Raw genomic sequence first — 21,617 nt, forward strand, 5'->3', positions numbered from 1 at the left:
CCCTTCCCGCACCCTGCAGCGGGGAGGGGCCCTTCGCACGCCGTTCCTGCGCGGGCCGCCTTCGTGATATAGGTCTAAACCAATTTCAGGTTACCCCTTGTCACCTGGGCCGCAGACTGATGAGCTATGCCCGGGGACACAACGGACACCCTGGGAAAGGGAGATGTCGTGAGCAATGAGAGCCTGGCCAATCTGCTCAAGGAGGAGCGGCGGTTCGCACCGCCCGCCGATCTGGCCGCCGCCGCCAATGTGAAAGAGGCTGCGTATGCACAGGCCGACGCGGACCGGCTGGGCTTCTGGGCCGAGCAGGCCCGGCGGCTGACCTGGGCCACCGAGCCGACCGAGACGCTCGACTGGACCAACCCGCCCTTCGCGAAGTGGTTCGCCGACGGCAGGCTGAACGTCGCCTACAACTGCGTGGACCGCCACGTGGAGGCCGGCAACGGCGACCGCGTCGCCATCCACTTCGAGGGCGAGCCCGGCGACAGCCGCGCGATCACCTACGCCGAGCTCAAGGACGAGGTCTCCAGGGCCGCCAACGCCCTCACCGAGCTGGGCGTCGAGGCCGGCGACCGCGTTGCCATCTACCTCCCGATGATCCCCGAGGCGGTCGTCGCGATGCTCGCGTGCGCCCGCATCGGTGCCGCGCACTCCGTGGTCTTCGGCGGCTTCTCCGCCGACGCCGTCGCCTCCCGCATCCAGGACGCCGACGCCAAGCTGGTCATCACCGCCGACGGCGGCTACCGCCGCGGCAAGCCCAGCGCCCTGAAGCCCGCCATCGACGAGGCCGTCGCCAAGTGCCCGCAGGTCGAGCACGTGCTCGTGGTACGGCGCACCGGCCAGGACACCTCCTTCACCGAGGGCCGCGACGTCTGGTGGCACGATGCGGTCGCCCGCCAGTCCGCCGAGCACACCCCGCAGGCATTCGACGCCGAGCACCCGCTCTTCATCCTCTACACCTCGGGGACCACGGGTAAGCCGAAGGGCATCCTGCACACCTCCGGCGGCTACCTCACGCAGGCGGCGTACACCCACCACGCGGTCTTCGACCTGAAGCCGGAGAGCGACGTCTACTGGTGCACGGCCGACATCGGCTGGGTGACCGGGCACTCCTACATCGTCTACGGGCCGCTCGCGAACGGCGCCACGCAGGTCATGTACGAGGGCACGCCGGACACCCCCCACCAGGGCCGCTTCTGGGAGGTCGTGCAGAAGTACGGCGTCACGATCCTCTACACGGCGCCCACGGCCATCCGCACATTCATGAAGTGGGGCGACGACATCCCCGCGAAGTTCGACCTGTCGAGCCTGCGCGTCCTGGGCTCGGTCGGCGAGCCGATCAACCCCGAGGCCTGGGTCTGGTACCGCAAGCACATCGGCGGCGACCGGTGCCCGATCGTGGACACCTGGTGGCAGACCGAGACCGGCGCGATGATGATCTCCCCGCTGCCGGGCGTCACGCACACCAAGCCCGGATCCGCCCAGCGGGCCCTGCCCGGAATCTCCGCCACCGTCGTGGACGACGAGGCGCACGAGGTCCCGAACGGCGGAGGCGGCTATCTGGTACTCACCGAGCCGTGGCCGTCGATGCTGCGCACCATCTGGGGCGACGACCAGCGCTTCATCGACACCTACTGGTCGCGCTTCGAGGGCAAGTACTTCGCGGGCGACGGTGCGAAGAAGGACGACGACGGCGACATCTGGCTGTTGGGCCGGGTGGACGACGTGATGCTGGTCTCCGGCCACAACATCTCGACCACCGAGGTCGAGTCGGCACTGGTCTCGCACCCGTCGGTCGCCGAGGCGGCCGTGGTGGGCGCCGCCGACGAGACCACCGGCCAGGCCATCGTGGCCTTCGTCATCCTGCGCGGCAGCGCCTCCGAGACCGGAAGCCTGGTCACTGACCTGCGCGACCACGTGGGCAGCACGCTCGGCCCGATCGCCAAGCCCAAGCGGATCCTGCCGGTTCAGGAGCTGCCGAAGACCCGCTCGGGCAAGATCATGCGCCGCCTGCTGCGCGATGTGGCGGAGAACCGCGCCGTCGGCGACGTCACCACGCTCGCCGACTCCTCGGTGATGGACCTCATCCAGAGCAAGCTCCCGGCCGCCGCCGGCAGCGAGGACTGACCCGGCGACACCGGCGATCCACGCGGAAACGGGCACTCGGCACGACGCGCCGGGTGCCTGTTTCGCGAATAAAGTAACGATCGCCGGATGCACCGTTGCGTACACCCTGTAAAGTGTTTAAGCGTAAAGAAAGACCACAGGGTGCGCCGGGAAGTCTGGTCGGCAACGAGTTCCGCCATGCCGTCCAACCGCCCCCGGAGGTGCCCCCCGTGGCCGCGCCCAGCCCCACCGACCACAAGAGCCGCAAGCTGCTCGGCCGCCTCTCGCTGCCCGAGAGCCGCTTCATCGCCGACGCCCTGCGCGCCGAGACGGTAGGCGGCGTCCTGCTCCTGGTGGCCGCGATCGCCGCCCTCCTGTGGGCCAACATCCCCGCCGTATCGGACAGCTACGCGAGCGTCCGGTCCTTCCATATCGGACCCGCCTCCCTCGGCCTGGACCTCTCGCTCCAGCACTGGGCGGCCGACGGCCTCCTCGCCATCTTCTTCTTCGTCGCGGGCATCGAGCTCAAGCGCGAACTCGTCGCGGGCGACCTGCGCGATCCCAAGGCCGCCGCGCTCCCCGTGATCGCAGCCCTCTGCGGCATGGCCGTGCCGGCGCTGGTCTACGCCCTGGTCAACCTCACGGGCAACGGCTCGATGGACGGCTGGGCGGTTCCGACGGCCACCGACATCGCCTTCGCGCTCGCCGTCCTCGCCGTCATCGGCACCTCACTGCCCTCGGCCCTGCGCGCCTTCCTGCTGACCCTCGCCGTCGTCGACGACCTGTTCGCCATCCTGATCATCGCGGTCTTCTTCACCAGCGAGATCAACTTCCTGGCGCTCGGCGGCGCGCTCGTGGGCCTGGCCCTCTTCTGGTTCCTGCTCCGCCGCGACGTCCGGGGCTGGTACGTCTACGTCCCGCTCGCCCTGGTCGTCTGGGGCCTGATGTACAACAGCGGCGTGCACGCCACCATCGCCGGCGTCGCCATGGGCCTGATGCTCCGCTGCACCCGTCGGGAAGGCGAGCGAACCTCCCCCGGCGAGCACATCGAGCACCTGGTCCGGCCCGTCTCGGCCGGACTCGCCGTGCCGCTCTTCGCCCTCTTCTCCGCCGGCGTCTCGCTCTCCGACGAGGCCATCGCACAGGTCTTCACGCGCCCCGAGACCCTCGGCGTGGTCCTCGGCCTCGTCGTCGGAAAGACCGTGGGCATCTTCGGCGGCACCTGGCTGGCCGCCCGCTTCACCAAGGCCGAGCTGAACGAGGACCTGGCCTGGCCCGACGTACTCGCCGTGGCCACGCTCGCGGGCATCGGCTTCACCGTGTCCCTCCTCATCGGCGAGCTCGCCTTCACCGACGACGCGACCCTCGCCGACGAGATCAAGGCCGCCGTCCTGTTCGGCTCCCTCATCTCCGCCGTGATCGCGTGCGTCCTGCTCAAGCTCCGCAACCGCCGCTACCGCGCGCTCACCGAGGCCGAGGAGCGCGACGAGGACCACGACGGCATCCCGGACATCTACGAGGAGGACAACCCCGACTACCACCTGCGGATGGCGAAGATCTACGAGGACCGGGCGGCGGAGCACCGCCGCAAGGCGGAGAAGGCAGCGGCCGCCGCGCTGCGAACCGCGGCCGGGTCCACCACCGAGGCCGACCGTCCGGCATGATCTGAGGGACGACGCAGGGACACGCACGGCGCCGCCGGGTGGCGGACGACGACAGAGGGAGAGAGCGATGAGCGCAGTGGACCAAGAGGCGCAGGGAGCCGAGCGCACACTCGGCCAGCTGGTCGCCTCGGCCACCGCCGAGATGTCCGCCCTGGTTCACGACGAGATCGCCCTGGCCAAGGCGGAACTCCGCGAGGACGTCAAGCGTGTGGGCAGCGGTAGCGCTTCCATCGCCGTCGCAGGAGTGTTCGCCGTCTTCTCCCTCCCGGTGCTGACCTTCGCGGCCGCGTACGGGATCCACAACCTGGGGCTCGGCCTGGCCTGGTCCTTCCTGATCGTCGGCGGCGCGTTCCTGCTGATCGCGGGTGTCCTCGCGCTGATCGCCGTACGGAAGTTCAAGAAGATCAAGCCGCCGGAGAAGTCCATCGCCTCGGTCAAGCAGACCGCCGCGCTGGTCGGGACCGTCAAGCCGCACCCGCGGCCGGTGAGTGACCAGGCTGTGGGTGTGGCACGCTCGTCCTCATGACAGCGCCCACGCCGGACCCCAGCATTTTGCCCACGGCCACCACGGCGGTGCGGCTCGGCCTCCCCGGCGGGGAAGCGGTGACGCACCGGGACGTGGCCGCCAACGGTGCCCGCTTCCACGTCGCCGAGCTCGGTGACGGCCCGCTGGTGCTGCTGCTGCACGGCTTCCCGCAGTTCTGGTGGACCTGGCGGCACCAGCTGACCGCTCTGGCCGACGCCGGGTACCGGGCCGTCGCGATGGACCTGCGCGGGGTCGGCGGCAGCGACCGCACCCCGCGTGGCTACGACCCCGCCAACCTGGCGCTCGACATCACCGGGGTCGTGCGGTCCCTCGGCGAGCCGGACGCCGCTCTCGTCGGGCACGACCTGGGCGGGTACCTCGCGTGGACGGCGGCCGTGATGCGGCCCAAGCTGGTACGCCGGCTCGTGGTGTCCTCCATGCCCCACCCTCGGCGGTGGCGCTCGGCGATGCTGTCGGACTTCGGTCAGTCCCGGGCGAGTTCACACATCTGGGGCTTCCAGCGGCCCTTCCTGCCCGAGCGGCAGCTCGTCGCCGACGACGGCGCCCTCGTGGGGGACCTGATCCGCGACTGGTCGGGGCCGCGTCCCCCCGAGGAGGAGGATCTCGCCGTGTACCGGCGGGCCATGTGCATCCCGTCCACCGCACACTGCTCGATCGAGCCGTACCGGTGGATGATGCGGTCGATGGCCCGGCCCGACGGGCTGCAGTTCAACCGGCGGATGAAGCGGCCGGTCCGGGTGCCGACGCTGCACCTGCACGGTTCGCTCGACCCGGTGATGCGCACGCGCAGTGCCGCCGGATCCGGCGAGTACGTCGAAGCCCCTTACCGGTGGAGGCTGTTCGACGGCCTCGGGCACTTCCCGCACGAGGAGGACCCGGCCGCCTTCTCGACCGAGCTGGTGAACTGGCTGAAGGACCCCGAGCCGGACCGCTGACCACCCGTCGCACGAGGGGCAGTTCGGCAGTCCGATCGTCCTATGGGCTTTCAATTGCCGCGCGCATAGGCCAATTGGACGTCGCGTACGGGGTTACGGACCTTGGGGCCCGGGCACAGAGCCGAGTATGAGCTGGACGCACGACTACGGTGACACCGCGCACGAACGCCGCTCGGCAGCTACGCCGGGCACGCACGAGAGGGCCGGCCGGCACGGCCACGACCCACGGCTCGGGATTTCCCGCATCCTGCGCCGCCGGGCCCGCTGGGTCTCCGCACGCCTGCGGCATCCACGGACGTAGGGACCCGGCGGCGCCGCGTCAGAGGGCGCAGCCCTGGCTCTCGACCCGGCGCTCGGCGGTCCGGCCCTTCTCGATGTCCTCGCGGATCTCGTCCACGGTCAGGGCGTAGCCGGTGTTCGGGTCGTCGAGGGACTTCGCGAAGACGACGCCGTACACCTGGCCGTCGGGCGTGAGCAGCGGGCCGCCGGAGTTGCCCTGACGGACCGTCGCGAACAGCGAAAAGACGTCCCGTCGGACAGTACCGCGGTGGTAGATGTCCGGTCCGTTGGCGTTGATCCGGCCGCGGACCCGGGCCGGGCGGACGTCGTACGCGCCGTTCTCCGGGAAACCGGCGACGATCGCGTCGCTGCTGCTCACCGCGTCCTTGTCGGTGAACTCCAGCGGCGGCGCCTTCAGCTTGGGCACGTCCAGGACGGCGATGTCGCGCTCCCAGTCGTAGAGCACGACCTTGCCGTCGTACAGCCTGCCCTCGCCGCCGATCTGCACGGTCGGCTCGCCGACCCCGCCGACGACGTGCGCGTTGGTCATGACCTTGCCGGGCGCGAACACGAAGCCCGTGCCCTCCAGTACCTTGCTGCAGCTGGGCGCCGTACCGACGACCTTCACGATCGAGCGCTTGGCCACGTCCGCTACGGGGCTGGTGGCGAGCGCCGGATCGGGCGCCTTCACCTCGGTGATGGGCTCGTTGGAGAACGGGCTGAACACCTGCGGGAAGCCGTTGCGCGCGAGAGTGGAGCTGAAGTCCGAGAACCAGCTGTTCGCCTGGTCGGGCAGCACCCGCGCAACGCCCAGGAGCACCTTGGAGTTGCGGACCTCCTTGCCCAGGGTGGGCAGCGAGGTCCCGGCCAGCGCGGAGCCGATCAGCCAGGCCACGAGCAGCATCGCGACCACGTTGACCAGGGCCCCGCCGGTGGCGTCGAGCACCCGCGCCGGGGCACCGGTGATCTGCCGCCGGAGTTTGCCGCCGAGATGGGTGGTCAGCGCCTGGCCGACCGAGGCACAGATGATGACCGCCACCACGGCGATGACGACGACCGTGGTGGACACCTGGGTGCCGTTGTCCGTCACCCGGTCCCAGATCAGCGGGAGCAGGGAAACGGCGACGAGGCCACCGCCGAGGAAGCCGATCACCGACAGGACGCCGACGACGAACCCCTGGCGGTAGCCGACGATCGCGAACCACACGGCGGCGAGCAACAACAGGATGTCCAGCACGTTCACGTGGGCCACCGTCTCACGCGTGCCAGTCGAGCGGGACCTGGCGTGATCGGTCCCACGGACGTTCCCAGCCTGCGAAGTGCAGGATCCGGTCGATCACCCCGGCCGTGAAACCCCAGACCAGAGCCGATTCCACCGTGAAACCGGGGCCCAGGTGGCCCCGCGGGTGGACCGTCGTGACCCGGTGCTCGGGGTCCGTGAGATCGGCCACGGCAACCGTGAACACCCGGGCCGTCTCGGCCGGATCCACCACGCCGACCGGGCTCGGGGTGTGCCACCAGCCCAGGACCGGAGTCACGACGAACTCGCTGACGGGGATGTAGAGGCGGGGCAGCACCCCGAAGAGCTGCACGCCGGAAGGATCAAGCCCGGTCTCTTCCTCGGCCTCGCGCAGCGCGGCCGAGAGCGGGCCCGTGGTGTGCGGATCCCCGTCCTGCGGGTCCAGTGCGCCGCCCGGGAAGGACGGCTGGCCCGCGTGCGAGCGGAGGGTGCCGGCGCGCTCCATCAGGAGCAGCTCCGGACCCCGGAGCCCCTCCCCGAAGAGGATGAGGACGGCCGACTGTCGCCCCCGGCCGTCCTCGGGCGGCAGGAACCGGCTCAGCTGCCGCGGCTCCACGGTCCGGGCGGCCTCGACGACGGGATCGAGCCAGTCGGGCAGCCCCGCGGTGGTGACGGCCGGGCCGCCCCCCGCGCGCACTCCCGCAGCGACCCCGGCCTCGTCCCGTGTACCGCGCGTCATAGGCACCCCTGTCCGCGTTCCTCTGTCAACAGCGTCTCCCACACCGCAAACGCGGTCCGGGTACCGATTCGTTCCTACGCCTGCCGCTCCGCGCCCGCGCCAAGCGGCGGCGCGGGCCGGCCCGGGTAGTCCGGGGGCGGGCTCAGCCGCTGGCCCGGCTGGCCGCCCTTCTCGTACTTGAGCAGCTTCTTCGCCTTCTCCGGGTCCGTCTCGCCCTCCCCGTACGCCGGGCAGAGCGGGGCGATCGGGCAGGCTCCACAGGCGGGCTTGCGGGCGTGGCAGATGCGGCGGCCGTGGAAGACGACCCGGTGCGAGAGCATCGTCCACTCGCTCTTGGGGAAGATCGCGCAGATGTCCGCCTCGACCTTCTCCGGGTCCTCCTGCTCGGTCCACTTCCACCGGCGCACCAATCGGCCGAAGTGGGTGTCCACGGTGATCCCGGGAACGCCGAAGGCGTTGCCGAGGACCACGTTGGCGGTCTTGCGGCCCACGCCCGGCAGCTTGACCAGGTCCTCCAGCCGGCCCGGCACCTCGCCGCCGTGGTCGTCCCGCAGCGCCTGCGAGAGGCCCAGCAGCGACTTGGCCTTCATCCGGAAGAACCCGGTCGGGCGGATGAGCTCCTCCAGATCCTCCGGAACGGCCGCCGCCATGTCCTCGGGGGTCGGATAGGCCGCGAAAAGAGCCGGGGTCGTCTGGTTCACCCGCAGGTCGGTGGTCTGTGCGGACAGCACCGTGGCGACGAGCAGCTCGAAGGGATTGCGGAAGTCGAGCTCCGGATGGGCGTACGGGTAGATCTCGGCCAGCTCGCGGTTGATGCGGCGCGCCCGGCGCACCATGGCCAGGCAGGATTCCGGCTTGGCAGCCCTCGGTTTCTTGGCCGAAACTTTGCCCTGAGGGCCGGCCGCACCCTTCGGGGGGACCCTCGGGGGGACTTGTTCGCCCACAGCTGAATTCGGGGTGTCCGTCACTCCTACGGACCCCTTGGCCTGTGCTCTCACCGGCTTATTGGACACCCGGCCAGCCTAAGGCCGGGCGCCGACACCCGCCCGGACCTCTGGTAACACCACTCCGATTGGCCTCTCGCCGCACAGCATGCCCGTCCGTCCGGCATCCTTGTGATTGATCGCACTGTTTGAGCCGTCCGGCAAAATGGGGAGCACGGTCCCCTGAGCTGGTCGACATAGGAGAGAGACTCGTGGACGACGTTCTGCGGCGCGCCCCGCTCTTCGCGGCGCTCGATGACGAGCAGGCCGCGGAGCTCCGCGCCTCCATGGGCGAGGTGACCCTCGCACGCGGCGACGCCCTGTTCCACGAGGGCGACCCCGGCGACCGGCTGTACGTCGTGACCGAGGGCAAGGTGAAGCTGCACCGCACCTCCCCCGACGGTCGCGAGAACATGCTGGCCGTCCTCGGCCCCGGCGAGCTGATCGGCGAGCTGTCGCTCTTCGACCCGGGCCCGCGCACCGCCACCGCCACCGCGCTGACCGAGGTCAAGCTGCTCGGCCTCGGCCACGGCGACCTCCAGCCCTGGCTCAACGCCCGGCCCGAGGTCGCGACCGCCCTTCTGCGCGCCGTCGCCCGACGCCTGCGCAAGACCAACGACCAGATGTCCGACCTGGTCTTCTCCGACGTCCCCGGCCGCGTGGCCCGGGCCCTCCTCGACCTGTCGCGCCGCTTCGGCGTGCAGTCGGAAGAGGGCATCCACGTGGTGCACGACCTCACCCAGGAAGAGCTCGCACAGCTCGTCGGCGCCTCGCGCGAAACCGTGAACAAGGCCCTGGCCGACTTCGCGGGCCGCGGCTGGCTCCGCCTGGAGGCCCGTGCGGTGATCCTGCTGGACGTGGAGCGCCTGGCGAAGCGCTCCCGCTGACGGCGGCACCGCCGCTGACGTTGCGAAGGGTCCTGCCCGGCCGGGCAGGACCCTTCCGCGCGTCCGGGCGGCTCCGTTCGCGGGGCTCCGCCCCGGGCCGCCCGCGCCTCGGACACCGCCGGGCCCGATCTGTGCACAGTGGAGGCATGGAACACAGGGGTCTGGACGCCTACGGCTACTTCGAGCGGGAGGGCTCCCTGGGGCAGGTGCAGAGCGAGTTCCGAGACGTCGTGGCCGCCGCGCGCGAGCGGACGGCCGAGGCCTACGGGCGCCGCCTGCACAGCGCGTACCTGTACGGGTCCGTGCCGCGCGGGACGGCCCGCCCCGGCCGCTCCGACCTCGACCTGCTGCTGGTGCTCCACCACCCGCCCGCGGACGACGACCGCGACACCGCCGAGGTCCTCGCGCGGGGCATCGACGAGGACTTCGACCAGATCGACGGGGTCGGCGTCCTGCTGCACGACAAGGACACCGTGCTGGGCGAGGAGGAACGATTCGACCTGGGCTGGTTCCTCGCCTGCCTGTGCACCCCACTGCTCGGCGCGGACCTGGCCGAGCACCTGCCGCGCTACCGGCCGGACAGCCTGCTGGCCCGTGAGACCAACGGCGACCTCGCCTCGCTCCTGCCCACGTGGCGCAGGAGCCTGCGGGAGGCTTCCGCACCGCAGGAGTACCGGCGGCTGAGCCGGCTCTTCGCCCGCCGCCTGGTACGCACGGGCTTCACCCTGGTCATGCCGAGGTGGGGCGGCTGGACCAGTGATCTGGCCGAGTCCGCGGAGGTCTTCGGCAGCTACTACCCGGAGCGCGCCGCCCAGATGCGGGCCGCGGCCGCCGTGGCCCTGGACCCGGTCGCGGACCCGGCCGTACCGCGCGGTTACGTCGAGGACCTCGGCCCGTGGCTCGCCGACGAGTACACGGCACGCCACGGCACGAAGAGCCGCCGGCGCCTCGCGGGGGCGGGAACTACTTCTTCGGCTCGGTGAGGGCGAGCGCCTCGACCGCCTGCTTGGCCTCCAATAGGCCCGCGCCGGTGATGCGGCGGTAGGCCTTGATGGCCGGGATCTGCCGGTCCTCGCGGACCAGGGCCCGCACCTCGTCCAGGCCCGCCGGCTCCGGCTCCTCGATGCCCAGGTGGTCCAGCAGCAACGCCAGGCGGCGCTCCGCGCGGTCCGCCTGCACCTGGAGGCTCTTCACCCGCAGCGACACCGCGGACGTGATCCATCCGGCGGTGGCCAGCAGCACGACGAGCAGGAACACGGTGTTCATTCAGGCCCTCCCGGGATCAATCCGTGATCTTGAAGGTACTCGAGCTGGGCCCGGACGGACCACTGCGCCGCCGGCCACAGGGAGGGGTCCACATCCGCGTACACCTCGGCGACGACCGCCTCGGGGGTGGTGAAGCCGTTCTCGACGGCGGTCTCGACCTGGGCGAGCCGGTGCGCCCGGTGGGCCAGGTAGTACTCGACGGCGCCCTGCGCGTCGTCCAGGACCGGCCCGTGGCCCGGCAGGACGGTGTGCACGCCGTCGTCCACGGTGAGCGAGCGCAGGCGGCGCAGGGAGTCCAGGTAGTCGCCGAGGCGGCCGTCGGGATGGGCGACCACCGTGGTGCCGCGCCCGAGGACGGTGTCACCGGTCAGCACCGCCCGGTCGGCGGGCAGGTGGAAGCAGAGCGAGTCGCTGGTGTGGCCGGGGGTGGCGACCACGCGCAGCTCCAGCCCGCCGGTGCGGATCACGTCCCCGGCGGCGAGGCCCTCGCCGCCCAGCCGCAGGGCCGGGTCCAGCGCGCGCACGGCGGTGCCGGTGAGCTCGGCGAAACGGCCGGCGCCCGCCGCGTGGTCGGGGTGCCCGTGGGTGAGCAGGGTGAGCGCGACCCGCTTGCCCGCCTGCTCGGCGGCGGCGAGGACCGCCCGCAGGTGGCCCTCGTCCAGCGGGCCGGGGTCGATGACGACGGCGAGGTCCGAGTCCGGCTCGGACACCAGCCAGGTGTTGGTGCCGTCCAGGGTCATCGCGGACGGGTTGGGGGCCAGTACGTTCACCGCCCGGGCGGTCGCCGGCCCGGAGGCAACCACTCCACGGGGCTGTCCGGGCAGTGCGGCGGCGTCGCTCATGCCGGGCCTCCAGGGCCTGTGGGGCGCCCGAACCGGACGCGCTTGGTGAACTCGTCGTGGCCCGGCCAGCTGAGCACCACCTCGCCGTCCTCCAGCGCGGCCTGCGCCAGCACCGGGGCGAGGTCCTGGGACGCGGCCGCGGTGAGCGCGTCCGCGGCGCGCCCGTAGCGCTCCAGCGACCGCAGGGTGGAGATGGTGGGCGGCATCATCAGCAGCTCGCCCTTGTCGTAGGCGCCGGCGGCGTCGGCCGGGCGGATCCAGACGGTCCGGTCGGCCTCGGTGGAGGCGTTGCGGGTGCGCTGGCCATCGGGGAGGGCGGCCACGAAGAACCAGGTGTCGTAGCGGCGCGGCTCGAACTCCGGAGTGATCCAGCGCGCCCACGCCCCGAGCAGGTCGGAGCGCAGCCACAGGCCGCGGCGGTCGAGGAACTCCGCGAAGGACAGCTCCCGCGCCACCAGGGCCCGCCGGTCCGCCTCCCAGTCGTCGCCGGTGGTGTCGCCGACGACCGTGTCCGGGGCCGGCCCGGCCAGCAGGACACCGGCCTCCTCGAAGGTCTCCCGGACGGCGCCGCACACGATGGCCTGGGCGGTACGGGCGTCGGTTCCCAGTCGGGCCGCCCAGTCCGCCCGGGACGGCCCCGCCCAGCCGACGTGCTGTTCCTCGTCGCGGGGGTCTACCCCGCCGCCCGGATAGGCGTACGCACCGCCGGCGAAGGCCATGGAGGCCCTTCTGCGCAGCATGTGGACGACCGGCCCGTCCGCGGTATCACGCAGGAGCATCACGGTGGCGGCGAGCCGCGGCCGCACCGGGGTGAGCGAGCCGTCCGCGAGCGCGCGGATGCGGTCGGGCCATTCGGGCGGGTACCACTGGCCCCCGGCGGGGGGCTGCTGCTGACCATTCGGCATGGCCGGATGCTACGGCCATCCGGCCCGATGTTCGAGGGTCGCCCGTTCCGTAGGGCTCCCGCGGGGAATCAGGCCCCGGGGACCAGCTCGACCTGGATCTCGACCTCGACGGGCGCGTCGAGCGGCAGGACCGCCACGCCGACGGCGCTGCGGGCGTGGACGCCCTTCTCACCGAGGACGGCGCCCAGGAGCTCGCTCGCACCGTTCAGCACGCCCGGCTGGCCGGTGAAGTCGGGTGCCGAGGCGACGAAGCCGACGACCTTCACGACACGCGCGATCTTGTCGAGGTCGCCGACGACCGACCTGACGGCGGCCAGCGCGTTCAGCGCACAGGTGGCGGCCAGTTCCTTGGCCTGCTCCGGCGAGACCTCGGCGCCGACCTTGCCGGTGATGGGCATGCTGCCCTTGACCATCGGTAGCTGGCCCGCGGTGTAGACGTAGGCGCCCGACCGCACGGCCGGCTGGTACGTGGCCAGCGGCGGGACGACGTCGGGCAGGGTCAGGCCGAGCTCGGCCAGCTTCGCGTCGACGACGCCGCTCATGCCTTCTCCCGCTTGAGGTAGGCCACGAGCTGCTCGGGGTTGTTCGGGCCGGGCACGACCTGGACGAGCTCCCAGCCGTCCTCGCCCCAGGTGTCCAGGATCTGCTTGGTGGCGTGGACCAGCAGCGGAACCGTCGCGTATTCGAACTTCTTGGTCATGGGAGCGAGGGTAGTGCCTGTGGTGCGGGGCTCATGCGCGCCCCGGGAGCCGAGTGGTTAGGCTCGGGCGGTGTGAGCAGGCTCCAGGTGGTCAGCGGCAAGGGCGGCACCGGCAAGACCACGGTCGCCGCAGCACTCGCGCTTGCCCTCGCGCGCGAGGGCGGACGGACTCTTCTGGTGGAGGTCGAGGGCAGGCAGGGGCTCGCACAGCTCTTCGGTGCCGAAGCGCTCCCCTACGAGGAGCGCAAGATCGCGGTGGCGCCGGGCGGGGGTGAGGTCTTCGCGCTCGCCATCGACGCCGAGCGGGCGTTGCTGGACTACCTCCAGATGTTCTACAAGCTCGGCTCGGCCGGACGCGCCCTCAAGAAGCTCGGCGCCATCGACTTCGCGACGACCATCGCCCCCGGGCTGCGCGACGTGCTGCTGACCGGTAAGGCGTGCGAGGCGGTCCGCCGCAAGGACAGGGCCGGGCAGTACGTCTACGACCACGTGATCATGGACGCGCCGCCGACCGGGCGGATCACCCGGTTCCTGAACGTCAACGACGAGGTGGCGGGCCTGGCCCGGTTCGGACCGATCCACCACCAGGCGCAAGCCGTCATGAAGGTGCTCAAGTCCCCCGAGACGGCGGTCCACCTGGTCACCCTCCTGGAGGAGATGCCCGTCCAGGAGACCGCGGACGGCATCGAGGAACTACGCGCGGCGGGGCTGCCGGTCGGCCGGGTCATCGTGAACATGGTCCGCCCGCACCACCTGGACGAGGACACCCTGCGCACCGCGGCCGGCGACCACCGGGCCGGAGTGGCCCGGGCCCTGTCCCGGGCGGGGCTGGGCGGCGCGCGGCGCGGCGGACTGGCCGAACGGCTGGTCGAGCCGCTGCTCGCGCAGGCCGCCGAGCACGCCGGCCGGGTGGAACTGGAACGCGCCCAGCGCGCCGTACTGTCGAACCTGGACCTGCCGACGTACGAACTGCCCCTGCTCGGGGCGGGGATGGATCTGGCCGGGCTGTACGCGCTGGCCAAGGAACTCCGGAAGCAGTCGGTGGCCGAATGAGCGAGGGGGTGGAGACGGTGGGTCTGGACACACCGCCGCGGCTGGCGATCGACCGGCTGCTGGACGACCGGGAGACCCGCATCATCGTGTGCTGCGGAGCGGGCGGCGTCGGCAAGACCACCACGGCCGCGGCACTGGGCGTACGGGCCGCTGCACGCGGGCGGAAGGTGGTCGTGCTGACCATCGACCCGGCGCGGCGGCTCGCGCAGTCGATGGGGATCGACTCGCTGGACAACACCCCGCGCAGAGTCCGTGAGGCCGGCCAGGACGGCGGCGAACTGCACGCCATGATGCTGGACATGAAGCGGACCTTCGACGAGATCGTCGAGGCGCACGCGGACGCCGAGCGGGCCCGGGCCATCCTCGCCAACCCCTTCTACCAGTCGCTGTCGGCCGGCTTCGCGGGCACGCAGGAGTACATGGCGATGGAGAAGCTCGGGCAGCTGCGGGCCCGGGACGACTGGGACCTGATCATCGTGGACACCCCGCCGAGCCGGTCCGCGCTGGACTTCCTCGACGCGCCGAAACGCCTGGGGTCCTTCCTGGACGGGAAGTTCATCCGGGTGCTGATGGCCCCGGCGAAGGTGGGCGGCCGGGCCGGGATGAAGTTCCTGAACGTCGGCATGTCGATGATGACCGGCACCCTCAGCAAGCTGATGGGGGCTTCGCTGCTGAAGGATGTCCAGACCTTCGTGGCGGCGATGGACACGATGTTCGGCGGCTTCCGCACACGCGCCGACGCTACCTTCCGGCTGCTCCAGGCGCCCGGCACGGCCTTCCTCGTGGTCGCGGCGCCCGAACCGGACGCGCTGCGCGAAGCGGCGTACTTCGTGGAACGGCTGGCTGCGGAGCGCATGCCGCTGGCCGGCCTGGTGCTCAACCGCGTGCACGGCAGCGGCGCCGACCAGCTGTCCGCCGAACGGGCGTTGGCCGCCGCAGAGAATCTTGAAGACGGCGGCATTGTCGATCAGGAGTCCGGGAAAGCTGGACTTCGTGACACGGCCGCCGAACCCCCCGGCGCCGATGACGACACCCACCGCGACGACACCACGACCGTCGACCGGATCACGGCAGGACTGCTGCGCCTGCACGCCGAACGCATGCAGGTGATCTCGCGTGAACAGCGCACGCGTGATCGCTTCACCTCGCTTCACCCCGAGGTGGCGGTGGCCGAAGTGGCCGCCCTGCCCGGCGATGTGCACGACCTCGCCGGGCTGCGGGCCATCGGAGAACGACTCGCGGCCGGGGTACCGGCCGGAGCGTAGGCGTCTGTACGAAGGCGGCGGCCGCGTGTTCTACCCGGCTGCCGCGTACGTCTCGTACGCAACGTCGATCTCCGCGTCTGCATCCATGGTGAGGATGCCCGTGCTGCGCTCGTACTCTGTACGGGCGGTTTCGAGCAGCCGTCGCCACGAGGTGACGGTGGGACGCCGGCGCAGCAGCGCACGTCGTTCCCGCTCGGTCATTCCGCCCCACACGCCGAACTCGACGCGATTGTCGAGCGCGTCGGCCAGGCATTCGGTCCGCACCGGACACCCGGTGCACACCGCCTTGGCCCTGTTCTGTGCCGCTCCTTGAACGAACAGTTCATCCGGATCGGTAGTGCGGCAGGCTGCCTGCGCACTCCAGTCGGTAACCCAGCCCATCCCGGCGCCGTCCTCTCCCGAATCGAGGCTCCCCCACGGCGGTAGCGGCATATTCACCGCTGCCAGTTGAGGACGTTACGGAAGCCGGGCACAGCGCAACACCCCCGACGGGCCCAATCTTGAATGGTCCGAACGGACTATGGGTAAGCGGCAGATCACCCGACGGAGTGATCCGGCGACATGCCCGACCATTCCGGCGATTCGGGTGTAATCGGCGGATCGTGTTCACGGGGGCGACAAGATTCGGACATCAGTCCACCCCATTCGGGAAGGGTGAAAATCAAGCCGAGGGGTTGATGTCGCACCGGACTGCTGTGACAGTTGGGGTCAGCTTAGGCCAAGGCATTCGCGCGTGTCCGGTGAATGAGAACGTAGGCTGCCCTCCATGGGAAAGAAGCGCTCGGGCGGCGGGCTCACCGGGAGCCAGCAGGCCGCCAAGTTCCTCGGGGTGTCCGTTCTCTCCGGAGTCGTGCTGGCCGGCATGGCGATTCCGGCTGCAGGCGCCCTGGGGCTGGCCGCCAAGGGCACGGTCGAAGGATTCGACGAGATCCCGGCCAATCTGAAGACACCGCCGCTGAGCCAGCGGACCACGATTCTGGACGCCGAGGGTGGCTTGATCGCCACCGTCTATTCACGAGACCGGCAGGTGGTACCGCTCACCTCGATCTCCCCGTACATGCAGAAGGCCATCGTCGCCATCGAGGACTCCCGCTTCTACGAGCACGGCGCGGTCGACCTCAAGGGCATCCTGCGCGCGGTCAACCGCAACGCGCAGGAGGGCGGCGCGGCACAGGGCGCGTCCACCCTCACCCAGCAGTACGTGAAGAACGTGTTCGTCGAGGAGGCGGGCGACGACGAGACCAAGGTGCGCGAGGCCCAGGAGAAGAGCCTCGGCCGCAAGATCCGCGAGCTGAAGTACTCGATCCAGGTCGAGGAGGAGCTCGGCAAGAAGAAGATCCTCGAGAACTACCTCAACATCACCTACTTCGGCCAGCAGGCCTACGGGATCGAATCCGCGGCCCAGCGCTACTTCAGCAAGCCGGCCAAGGACCTGACCCTGGAGGAGTCCGCGCTGCTGGCCGGCGTCGTGCAGTCGCCGAGCCGCTACGACCCGGTGAACGACGCGCAGGAGGCGATGAAGCGCCGCAACGTGGTGCTCCAGCGGATGGCCGACACCAGGGACATCTCGCAGGCGGAGGCCGACGAGGCGAAGGCGAAGCCGGTCACCCTGAAGGTCACCAGGCCCCGAAACGGCTGCATCACGGCGGTCAAGGGCGCGGGCTTCTTCTGCGACTACGTGCGCAACTCCTTCCTGACCGACCCGGTCTTTGGCAAGACGCGCGAGGAGCGGGCGAAGATCTGGAACCAGGGCGGCCTGACCGTACGCACCACCCTGGACCCGCAGTCGCAGGACGCGGCCAACGAGTCGATCAAGGACCACGTCTACCAGGAGGACTCCGTCGCGACGGCTGTGACCATGGTCCAGCCGGGCACCGGACGCGTGCTGGCGATGGGCCAGTCCAAGCCGTACGGCTTCGGCAAGAACGAGACGCAGATCAACTACTCCGTGGACAAGCGGATGGGCGGCTCGAACTTCGGCTTCCAGGTCGGCTCGACCTTCAAGCCGTTCATCGCCGCCGCCGCCCTGGAGCGGGGCATGCCCCCGACGAAGGTCTACCAGGCCCCGAACAAGATGGACTACCCGAGCCCGATCCGCCGCTGCGACGGCTCGAACTACGTCAACACCAAGAAGGAGTCCGCGGAGAACGAGACCGAGGACGAGATCGGCCCCTACTCGCTGCGCACGGCGATGGAGAAGTCGATCAACACCTACTTCGTCGAGATGATCTCCGAGATCGGCCTGTGCCCGGTGTCCGAGATGGCGGCGAAGCTGGGCGTGGTGCCGGCGAGCGGCGCGAAGCTGGCCGACGGCCCCGCCATCGCGCTCGGCTCGGAGGAGATGTCCCCGCTGACGATGGCCAACGCGTACGCGGCCTTCGCCAACCGCGGCGTCTACTGCACCCCGATCGCGATCGAGTCGATCACGGACGCGCACGGCAAGGCGCTCGCGGTGCCCAAGAGCAAGTGCGAGCGGGCGATGTCACAGAACACCGCCGACACCATCAACACCCTGCTGAGCGGTGTGGTCGACTCCGGCACCGGTGAGCGGGCCGGCCTCACCGACCGCGACAGCGCGGGCAAGACCGGTACGACGGACTCCCGCTACAACGCCTGGTTCGTGGGCTACACCCCGAACGTCTCGGGCGCGGTGTGGGTGGGCTCCGGCGGCGCGAGGAAGATCACGATGGAGAACATCGTGATCGGCGGCAAGTCCTTCGCCAAGGTCTTCGGCGGCGGTCTGCCCGGCCCGATCTGGAAGGACGCGATCACGGGCGCGCTGTCCGGCCGCGAGGCCCCGCGCTTCACCACCGTCCACATCGCGGAACCGAGCGTGCCCTCCGGCGGCTCCCGCGGCAACAAGCCGTCGACCGGCAACCCGAGCCGGCCCGGCAAGCCCGGCGGCGACGGCAAGCCCGGCGGACGGCCGGACGGCCAGAACGCCGGCCAGACCGGCGGTCCCACGGGCGGCGGTGCGGGCCAGCCGGACATCCCCTTGCCCGGCATCTCCCTCGATCCGGGCACGGTGATCGGCGGCCCCGACGGCCCGTAGCCGCAGCGGGCCGCACGCGGCGACCACATGAGGGAGGGCCCCGCCATCGGCGGATTCAAGGGGTCGTCGCAACACGCGGTGAGTTGATCAAGCCGCGAGTAGTTTAGACAGACGCTCGGCTGGGGTTTCCCAGCCGAGCGTTTTGCGTGGGCGGCTGTTGAGTTCGGCGGCGACGGCGTCGAGGTCCTCGCGGGTGTGGACGGACAGGTCGGTGCCCTTGGGGAAGTACTGCCGCAGCAGGCCGTTGGTGTTTTCGTTCGAACCGCGCTGCCAGGGGCTGCCGGGGTCGCAGAAGTAGACCGGGACGTCGGTGGCGACGCTGAAGGCGTGGTGAGCGGCCATCTCGCAACCTTGGTCCCAGGTCAGGGACCGTTTGAGGTGCGGTGGGAGGGTCTGGACCGCGTGTGTCAGTGCTGTGCGGACGGCGGCGGCGCTGTGGTCGGTGGGCAGGTGGACGAGCAGCAGGTAGCGGGTGCTGCGTTCGACCAGGGTGGCGATGGCGGAGCGGGAGTTGCGGCCGACGATGAGGTCGCCTTCCCAGTGGCCGGGGACAGCACGGTCGGCCGCTTCGGCGGGCCGTTCGCTGATCATCACCATGGAGTGCGAAAAGCGCGGCTGACGCTTGGCGGCGTGGCGGTGCGGGCGGCGCATGGCCCGTCCGGTGCGCAGGGCGCGCGTCAGTTCACGGCGGAGTTCACCGCGGCCTTGGACGTAGAGAGCCTGGTAGACGGTCTCGTGGGTCACGTGCATCTCCGGCCGGTCGGCAAAGCGTCTGCGCAGAGCGTGGCAGATCTGCTCCGGGCTCCAGCGCAGGGTCAGGTGGTCCTGGATGAAGTCCCGCAGCTCAGGGTTCTGGCCGATCTTGCCGGGCTTGGGGCGGGGCCGGCGGGCCATGGCACGGGCCTGGGCGGCGTGCGGCCGGTACTGGCCATTGGTGGGATGCCGGTTGCGGCGTATCTCCCGGCTGATCGTTGAGGGGCTGCGGCCCAGCTCGGCCGCGATGGTCCGGACGGTGGCCTTCTCGCGCAGCCGGTCGGCGATGTGAATGCGGTCCGCCTCGCCCAGGTAGCGCGAGGGCGCGGGCGGGCCCGTTCCAACGGGCGGCGGCACCACCGCGTTGATCGGTGGTGCCGCCTTGTTCCTGCCCGAGGCGCCGCGTCCGTTCCGCCATCGCTTGCCCGTCCGGACGTTGATGCCGATGACCACGGCAGCCTCGGAGTAGCCCATTCCTTGATCCACAAGCCGGAAGTATGCCTCCCGCTCCTGGACCAGCTTCCTGGGTCCCTGCGGCCTCCGGTCCTCCCGGATCTTGAAGTCCATTGACACCCCTGAACTGGGGTGTTGCAACGACCACTAGAACCTAAGGTCGGCTGGGGCCCTCTCCCTTTCCGTCTCCGGGGTTCCTACGCGAGCGCCTTCTTCACGGCGGCGGCGACCCGCCCGCCCTCCGCCAGTCCGGCCACCTTCGGGGTCACGATCTTCATGACGGCGCCCATGGCCCGCGGGCCCTCGGCGCCCGCCGAGCGAGCCTCCTCCACGGCCTCCGCCACGATCCCGGCGAGCTCCTCGTCGGAGAGCTGCTTGGGCAGGTAGGTGTCCAGGAACTCACCCTCGGCGCTCTCGCGCGCGGCCTGCTCGGGACGACCACCCTGCGCGAAGGCGTCCGCGGCCTCGCGGCGCTTCTTCGCCTCCTTGGCGATCACCTTGAGGACCTCCTCGTCGGAGAGCGCACGGGCCTCCTTGCCCGCGACCTCCTCCTTGGTGATGGCGGCAAGGGTCAGGCGCAGCGTGGACGAGTGCAGCTCGTCGCGCGCCTTGATGGCGGTGGTGAGGTCTTCCTGGAGCTTGGCCTTGAGCGTGGTCATGCAGGTGAGTCTGCCAGGTGCGGGGACGGTGGCGCTCACCCGTTTTCCGGTCTGCGACGATGGGTCCATGCGTGCGCGTTACGGAGTACCACTGAAGGCGGCTGCCGGTATCGCTGCGGTGGGGGCCGCGGGTGTGGCCTACGCCGCCGGTTTCGAGGCGCGGTCCTTCCGACTGCGCCGGGTCACGGTGCCGGTGCTGCCGCCGGGGACGCGCCCGCTGCGCGTACTCCAGGTCTCGGACATCCACATGGTCGGCGGGCAGCGCAAGAAGCGCGCCTGGCTGCAGTCGCTGGCGGGCCTGCGCCCCGACTTCGTCGTGAACACCGGCGACAACCTCTCCGACACGGAAGGCGTCCCCGAGGTCTTGGACGCCCTGGGCCCGTTGATGTCCTTCCCCGGCGTGTACGTCTTCGGTTCCAACGACTACTACGGACCGCGGCTGCGCAACCCCGGGCGCTACCTCATCGAGAAGGTCCAGGGCCGGCACGGCCTGAACGGCAACAAGCCGGTCGTCGGTGCCGTGCACAACCCGTGGGAGGAGATGCGGGACGCCTTCGACGCGGCGGGCTGGCTGAACCTCACCAACACCCGGGCCCGGATGAAGCTCGACGGGCTGGAGCTCGCCTTCACCGGTCTCGACGACCCGCACATCAAGCGGGACCGCTACGAGAGCGTCGCCGGCGGACCCGAGGCGGACGCGGACTTCTCGCTGGCCGTGGTGCACGCCCCGTACCTGAGGGTCCTCGAATCCTTCACCGCTGACCGGTACCCGCTGATCCTCGCCGGCCACACGCACGGCGGGCAGCTGTGCGTCCCCTTCTACGGGGCCCTGGTGACCAACTGCGACTTGGACACGAAGCGGGTGAAGGGGCTCTCCACCCACGAGGCGGCGGGCCACCGCTCCTACCTGCACGTCTCGGCCGGCTGCGGCACCAACCGCTTCACCCCGGTCCGTTTCGCCTGCCCGCCGGAGGCGACGCTCCTGACGCTGACACCGAAGGTCTAGGGGCCCCGCACCTCCTCCGCGAAAACCGGATTTCGTCTCCGGCGAGAGGTCCGCTAAAGTAATCGATGTCGCCAGGACAGCAACACTTCAGGGCGACGATCGGGGTGTAGCGCAGCTTGGCAGCGCGCTTCGTTCGGGACGAAGAGGTCGTGGGTTCAAATCCCGCCACCCCGACTTCGTAAGACCAGGTCAAGGGCCTGATCCGCATCGCGGGTCAGGCCCTTCCTGCGTTTACGGGCCTGTCTTGGGAGCCATCTGGGAGCCGACCTCGGAATCCGGCTCC

At 70.7% G+C, this 21,617-nt stretch carries 21 protein-coding genes and 1 tRNA gene; 11 read left to right on the forward strand and 11 right to left on the reverse strand.

Annotation, left to right across the window (positions count from 1 at the left end):
• The first annotated feature begins 126 nt into the window (after positions 1 to 126).
• The 4 genes from acs to ACFW2G_RS02260 all read left to right on the forward strand — a co-directional run bounded on the left by acs (position 127) and on the right by ACFW2G_RS02260 (position 5,252).
• Positions 127 to 2,127 (forward strand): acetate--CoA ligase, encoded by a 2,001-nt coding sequence (gene acs, locus ACFW2G_RS02245; protein ID WP_384446057.1) that lies wholly within the window; start codon positions 127 to 129, stop codon positions 2,125 to 2,127.
• 209 nt (positions 2,128 to 2,336) lie between these two features.
• Positions 2,337 to 3,770 (forward strand): Na+/H+ antiporter NhaA, encoded by a 1,434-nt coding sequence (nhaA, locus tag ACFW2G_RS02250; protein WP_384581223.1) that lies wholly within the window; start codon positions 2,337 to 2,339, stop codon positions 3,768 to 3,770.
• A gap of 67 nt (positions 3,771 to 3,837) precedes the next feature.
• On the forward strand, positions 3,838 to 4,296 hold the full coding sequence (locus ACFW2G_RS02255; RefSeq protein ID WP_037921007.1) for a phage holin family protein: 459 nt from the start codon (positions 3,838 to 3,840) through the stop codon (positions 4,294 to 4,296).
• Positions 4,293 to 5,252: an alpha/beta fold hydrolase gene (locus tag ACFW2G_RS02260; RefSeq protein ID WP_384581225.1), complete on the forward strand. Its 960-nt coding sequence runs from the start codon at positions 4,293 to 4,295 to the stop codon at positions 5,250 to 5,252. The genes ACFW2G_RS02255 and ACFW2G_RS02260 overlap by 4 nt, the downstream gene beginning before the upstream one ends.
• 319 nt (positions 5,253 to 5,571) lie before the next feature.
• Here the strand turns inward: ACFW2G_RS02260 and ACFW2G_RS02265 are convergent, their stop codons facing one another.
• The 3 genes from ACFW2G_RS02265 to nth form a co-directional block, all read right to left on the reverse strand.
• Positions 5,572 to 6,774: a MarP family serine protease gene (locus ACFW2G_RS02265; protein ID WP_384581227.1), complete on the reverse strand. Its 1,203-nt coding sequence runs from the start codon at positions 6,772 to 6,774 to the stop codon at positions 5,572 to 5,574.
• Positions 6,775 to 6,787: 13 nt separating this feature from the next.
• The gene (locus tag ACFW2G_RS02270; RefSeq protein ID WP_078556361.1) at positions 6,788 to 7,510 is read right to left on the reverse strand and encodes a CoA pyrophosphatase; all 723 of its coding nucleotides are present in this window, start codon (positions 7,508 to 7,510) and stop codon (positions 6,788 to 6,790) included.
• A 74-nt stretch (positions 7,511 to 7,584) separates the two neighbouring features.
• Positions 7,585 to 8,454 carry an endonuclease III gene (gene nth, locus ACFW2G_RS02275; RefSeq protein WP_384581278.1) on the reverse strand — a complete coding sequence of 290 codons (870 nt, stop codon included), beginning with the start codon at positions 8,452 to 8,454 and terminating at the stop codon, positions 7,585 to 7,587.
• 251 nt (positions 8,455 to 8,705) lie between these two features.
• Here nth and ACFW2G_RS02280 point away from each other — a divergent pair, with 251 nt between their 5' ends.
• Together ACFW2G_RS02280 and ACFW2G_RS02285 are read left to right on the forward strand one after the other, a co-directional pair.
• Positions 8,706 to 9,380, forward strand: coding sequence for a Crp/Fnr family transcriptional regulator (locus ACFW2G_RS02280; protein ID WP_003981529.1), 675 nt, complete (start codon positions 8,706 to 8,708; stop codon positions 9,378 to 9,380).
• Positions 9,381 to 9,526: 146 nt separating this feature from the next.
• Positions 9,527 to 10,363, forward strand: a complete 837-nt coding sequence (locus ACFW2G_RS02285) for a nucleotidyltransferase domain-containing protein (protein ID WP_384446054.1) — start codon at positions 9,527 to 9,529, stop codon at positions 10,361 to 10,363.
• On the opposite strand, the gene ACFW2G_RS02290 is transcribed toward ACFW2G_RS02285, so the two are convergent.
• From ACFW2G_RS02290 to ACFW2G_RS02310, 5 genes are all read right to left on the reverse strand, one after another.
• Positions 10,344 to 10,646, reverse strand: a complete 303-nt coding sequence (locus ACFW2G_RS02290; RefSeq protein WP_037920983.1) for a hypothetical protein — start codon at positions 10,644 to 10,646, stop codon at positions 10,344 to 10,346. The two genes, ACFW2G_RS02285 and ACFW2G_RS02290, sit on opposite strands and share 20 nt — an antisense overlap.
• A complete protein-coding gene (locus ACFW2G_RS02295; RefSeq protein ID WP_384446053.1) occupies positions 10,643 to 11,488 on the reverse strand; it encodes an MBL fold metallo-hydrolase in 846 nt (281 codons plus the stop codon). The genes ACFW2G_RS02290 and ACFW2G_RS02295 overlap by 4 nt, the downstream gene beginning before the upstream one ends.
• Complete coding sequence (locus ACFW2G_RS02300; protein WP_384581229.1) at positions 11,485 to 12,393, reverse strand: NUDIX hydrolase; 909 nt, start codon at positions 12,391 to 12,393, stop codon at positions 11,485 to 11,487. Before ACFW2G_RS02300 ends, ACFW2G_RS02295 begins: the two co-directional genes overlap by 4 nt.
• A 68-nt stretch (positions 12,394 to 12,461) precedes the next feature.
• Complete coding sequence (locus tag ACFW2G_RS02305; protein WP_037920972.1) at positions 12,462 to 12,935, reverse strand: RidA family protein; 474 nt, start codon at positions 12,933 to 12,935, stop codon at positions 12,462 to 12,464.
• Positions 12,932 to 13,093, reverse strand: a complete 162-nt coding sequence (locus ACFW2G_RS02310; protein ID WP_007264966.1) for a DUF4177 domain-containing protein — start codon at positions 13,091 to 13,093, stop codon at positions 12,932 to 12,934. The genes ACFW2G_RS02305 and ACFW2G_RS02310 overlap by 4 nt, the downstream gene beginning before the upstream one ends.
• A 72-nt stretch (positions 13,094 to 13,165) precedes the next feature.
• Here ACFW2G_RS02310 and ACFW2G_RS02315 point away from each other — a divergent pair, with 72 nt between their 5' ends.
• On the forward strand, positions 13,166 to 14,146 hold the full coding sequence (locus ACFW2G_RS02315; protein ID WP_037920961.1) for an ArsA-related P-loop ATPase: 981 nt from the start codon (positions 13,166 to 13,168) through the stop codon (positions 14,144 to 14,146).
• Positions 14,143 to 15,411 carry an ArsA family ATPase gene (locus ACFW2G_RS02320; RefSeq protein WP_384446051.1) on the forward strand — a complete coding sequence of 423 codons (1,269 nt, stop codon included), beginning with the start codon at positions 14,143 to 14,145 and terminating at the stop codon, positions 15,409 to 15,411. Before ACFW2G_RS02315 ends, ACFW2G_RS02320 begins: the two co-directional genes overlap by 4 nt.
• A 30-nt stretch (positions 15,412 to 15,441) precedes the next feature.
• Here ACFW2G_RS02320 and ACFW2G_RS02325 read toward each other — a convergent pair whose 3' ends face one another.
• Complete coding sequence (locus ACFW2G_RS02325; RefSeq protein ID WP_181382488.1) at positions 15,442 to 15,792, reverse strand: WhiB family transcriptional regulator; 351 nt, start codon at positions 15,790 to 15,792, stop codon at positions 15,442 to 15,444.
• A gap of 385 nt (positions 15,793 to 16,177) precedes the next feature.
• Between ACFW2G_RS02325 and ACFW2G_RS02330 the strand changes: the two genes are divergently transcribed.
• Positions 16,178 to 18,463, forward strand: a complete 2,286-nt coding sequence (locus ACFW2G_RS02330; protein WP_384446050.1) for a transglycosylase domain-containing protein — start codon at positions 16,178 to 16,180, stop codon at positions 18,461 to 18,463.
• 87 nt (positions 18,464 to 18,550) lie between these two features.
• Here the strand turns inward: ACFW2G_RS02330 and ACFW2G_RS02335 are convergent, their stop codons facing one another.
• Entirely contained in the window at positions 18,551 to 19,690 is a 1,140-nt protein-coding gene (locus tag ACFW2G_RS02335; RefSeq protein WP_384581280.1) for an IS30 family transposase, read from the reverse strand.
• A gap of 176 nt (positions 19,691 to 19,866) precedes the next feature.
• Positions 19,867 to 20,328, reverse strand: coding sequence for a GatB/YqeY domain-containing protein (locus ACFW2G_RS02340; protein WP_037920949.1), 462 nt, complete (start codon positions 20,326 to 20,328; stop codon positions 19,867 to 19,869).
• 67 nt (positions 20,329 to 20,395) lie between these two features.
• Between ACFW2G_RS02340 and ACFW2G_RS02345 the strand changes: the two genes are divergently transcribed.
• A complete protein-coding gene (locus tag ACFW2G_RS02345; RefSeq protein ID WP_384446049.1) occupies positions 20,396 to 21,334 on the forward strand; it encodes a metallophosphoesterase in 939 nt (312 codons plus the stop codon).
• A 100-nt stretch (positions 21,335 to 21,434) separates the two neighbouring features.
• A tRNA-Pro gene (locus tag ACFW2G_RS02350) sits at positions 21,435 to 21,508 on the forward strand.
• Positions 21,509 to 21,617: the final 109 nt, after the last annotated feature.

This window comes from Streptomyces sp. NPDC058880 (assembly GCF_042742535.1).
Lineage (GTDB): Bacteria > Actinomycetota > Actinomycetes > Streptomycetales > Streptomycetaceae > Streptomyces.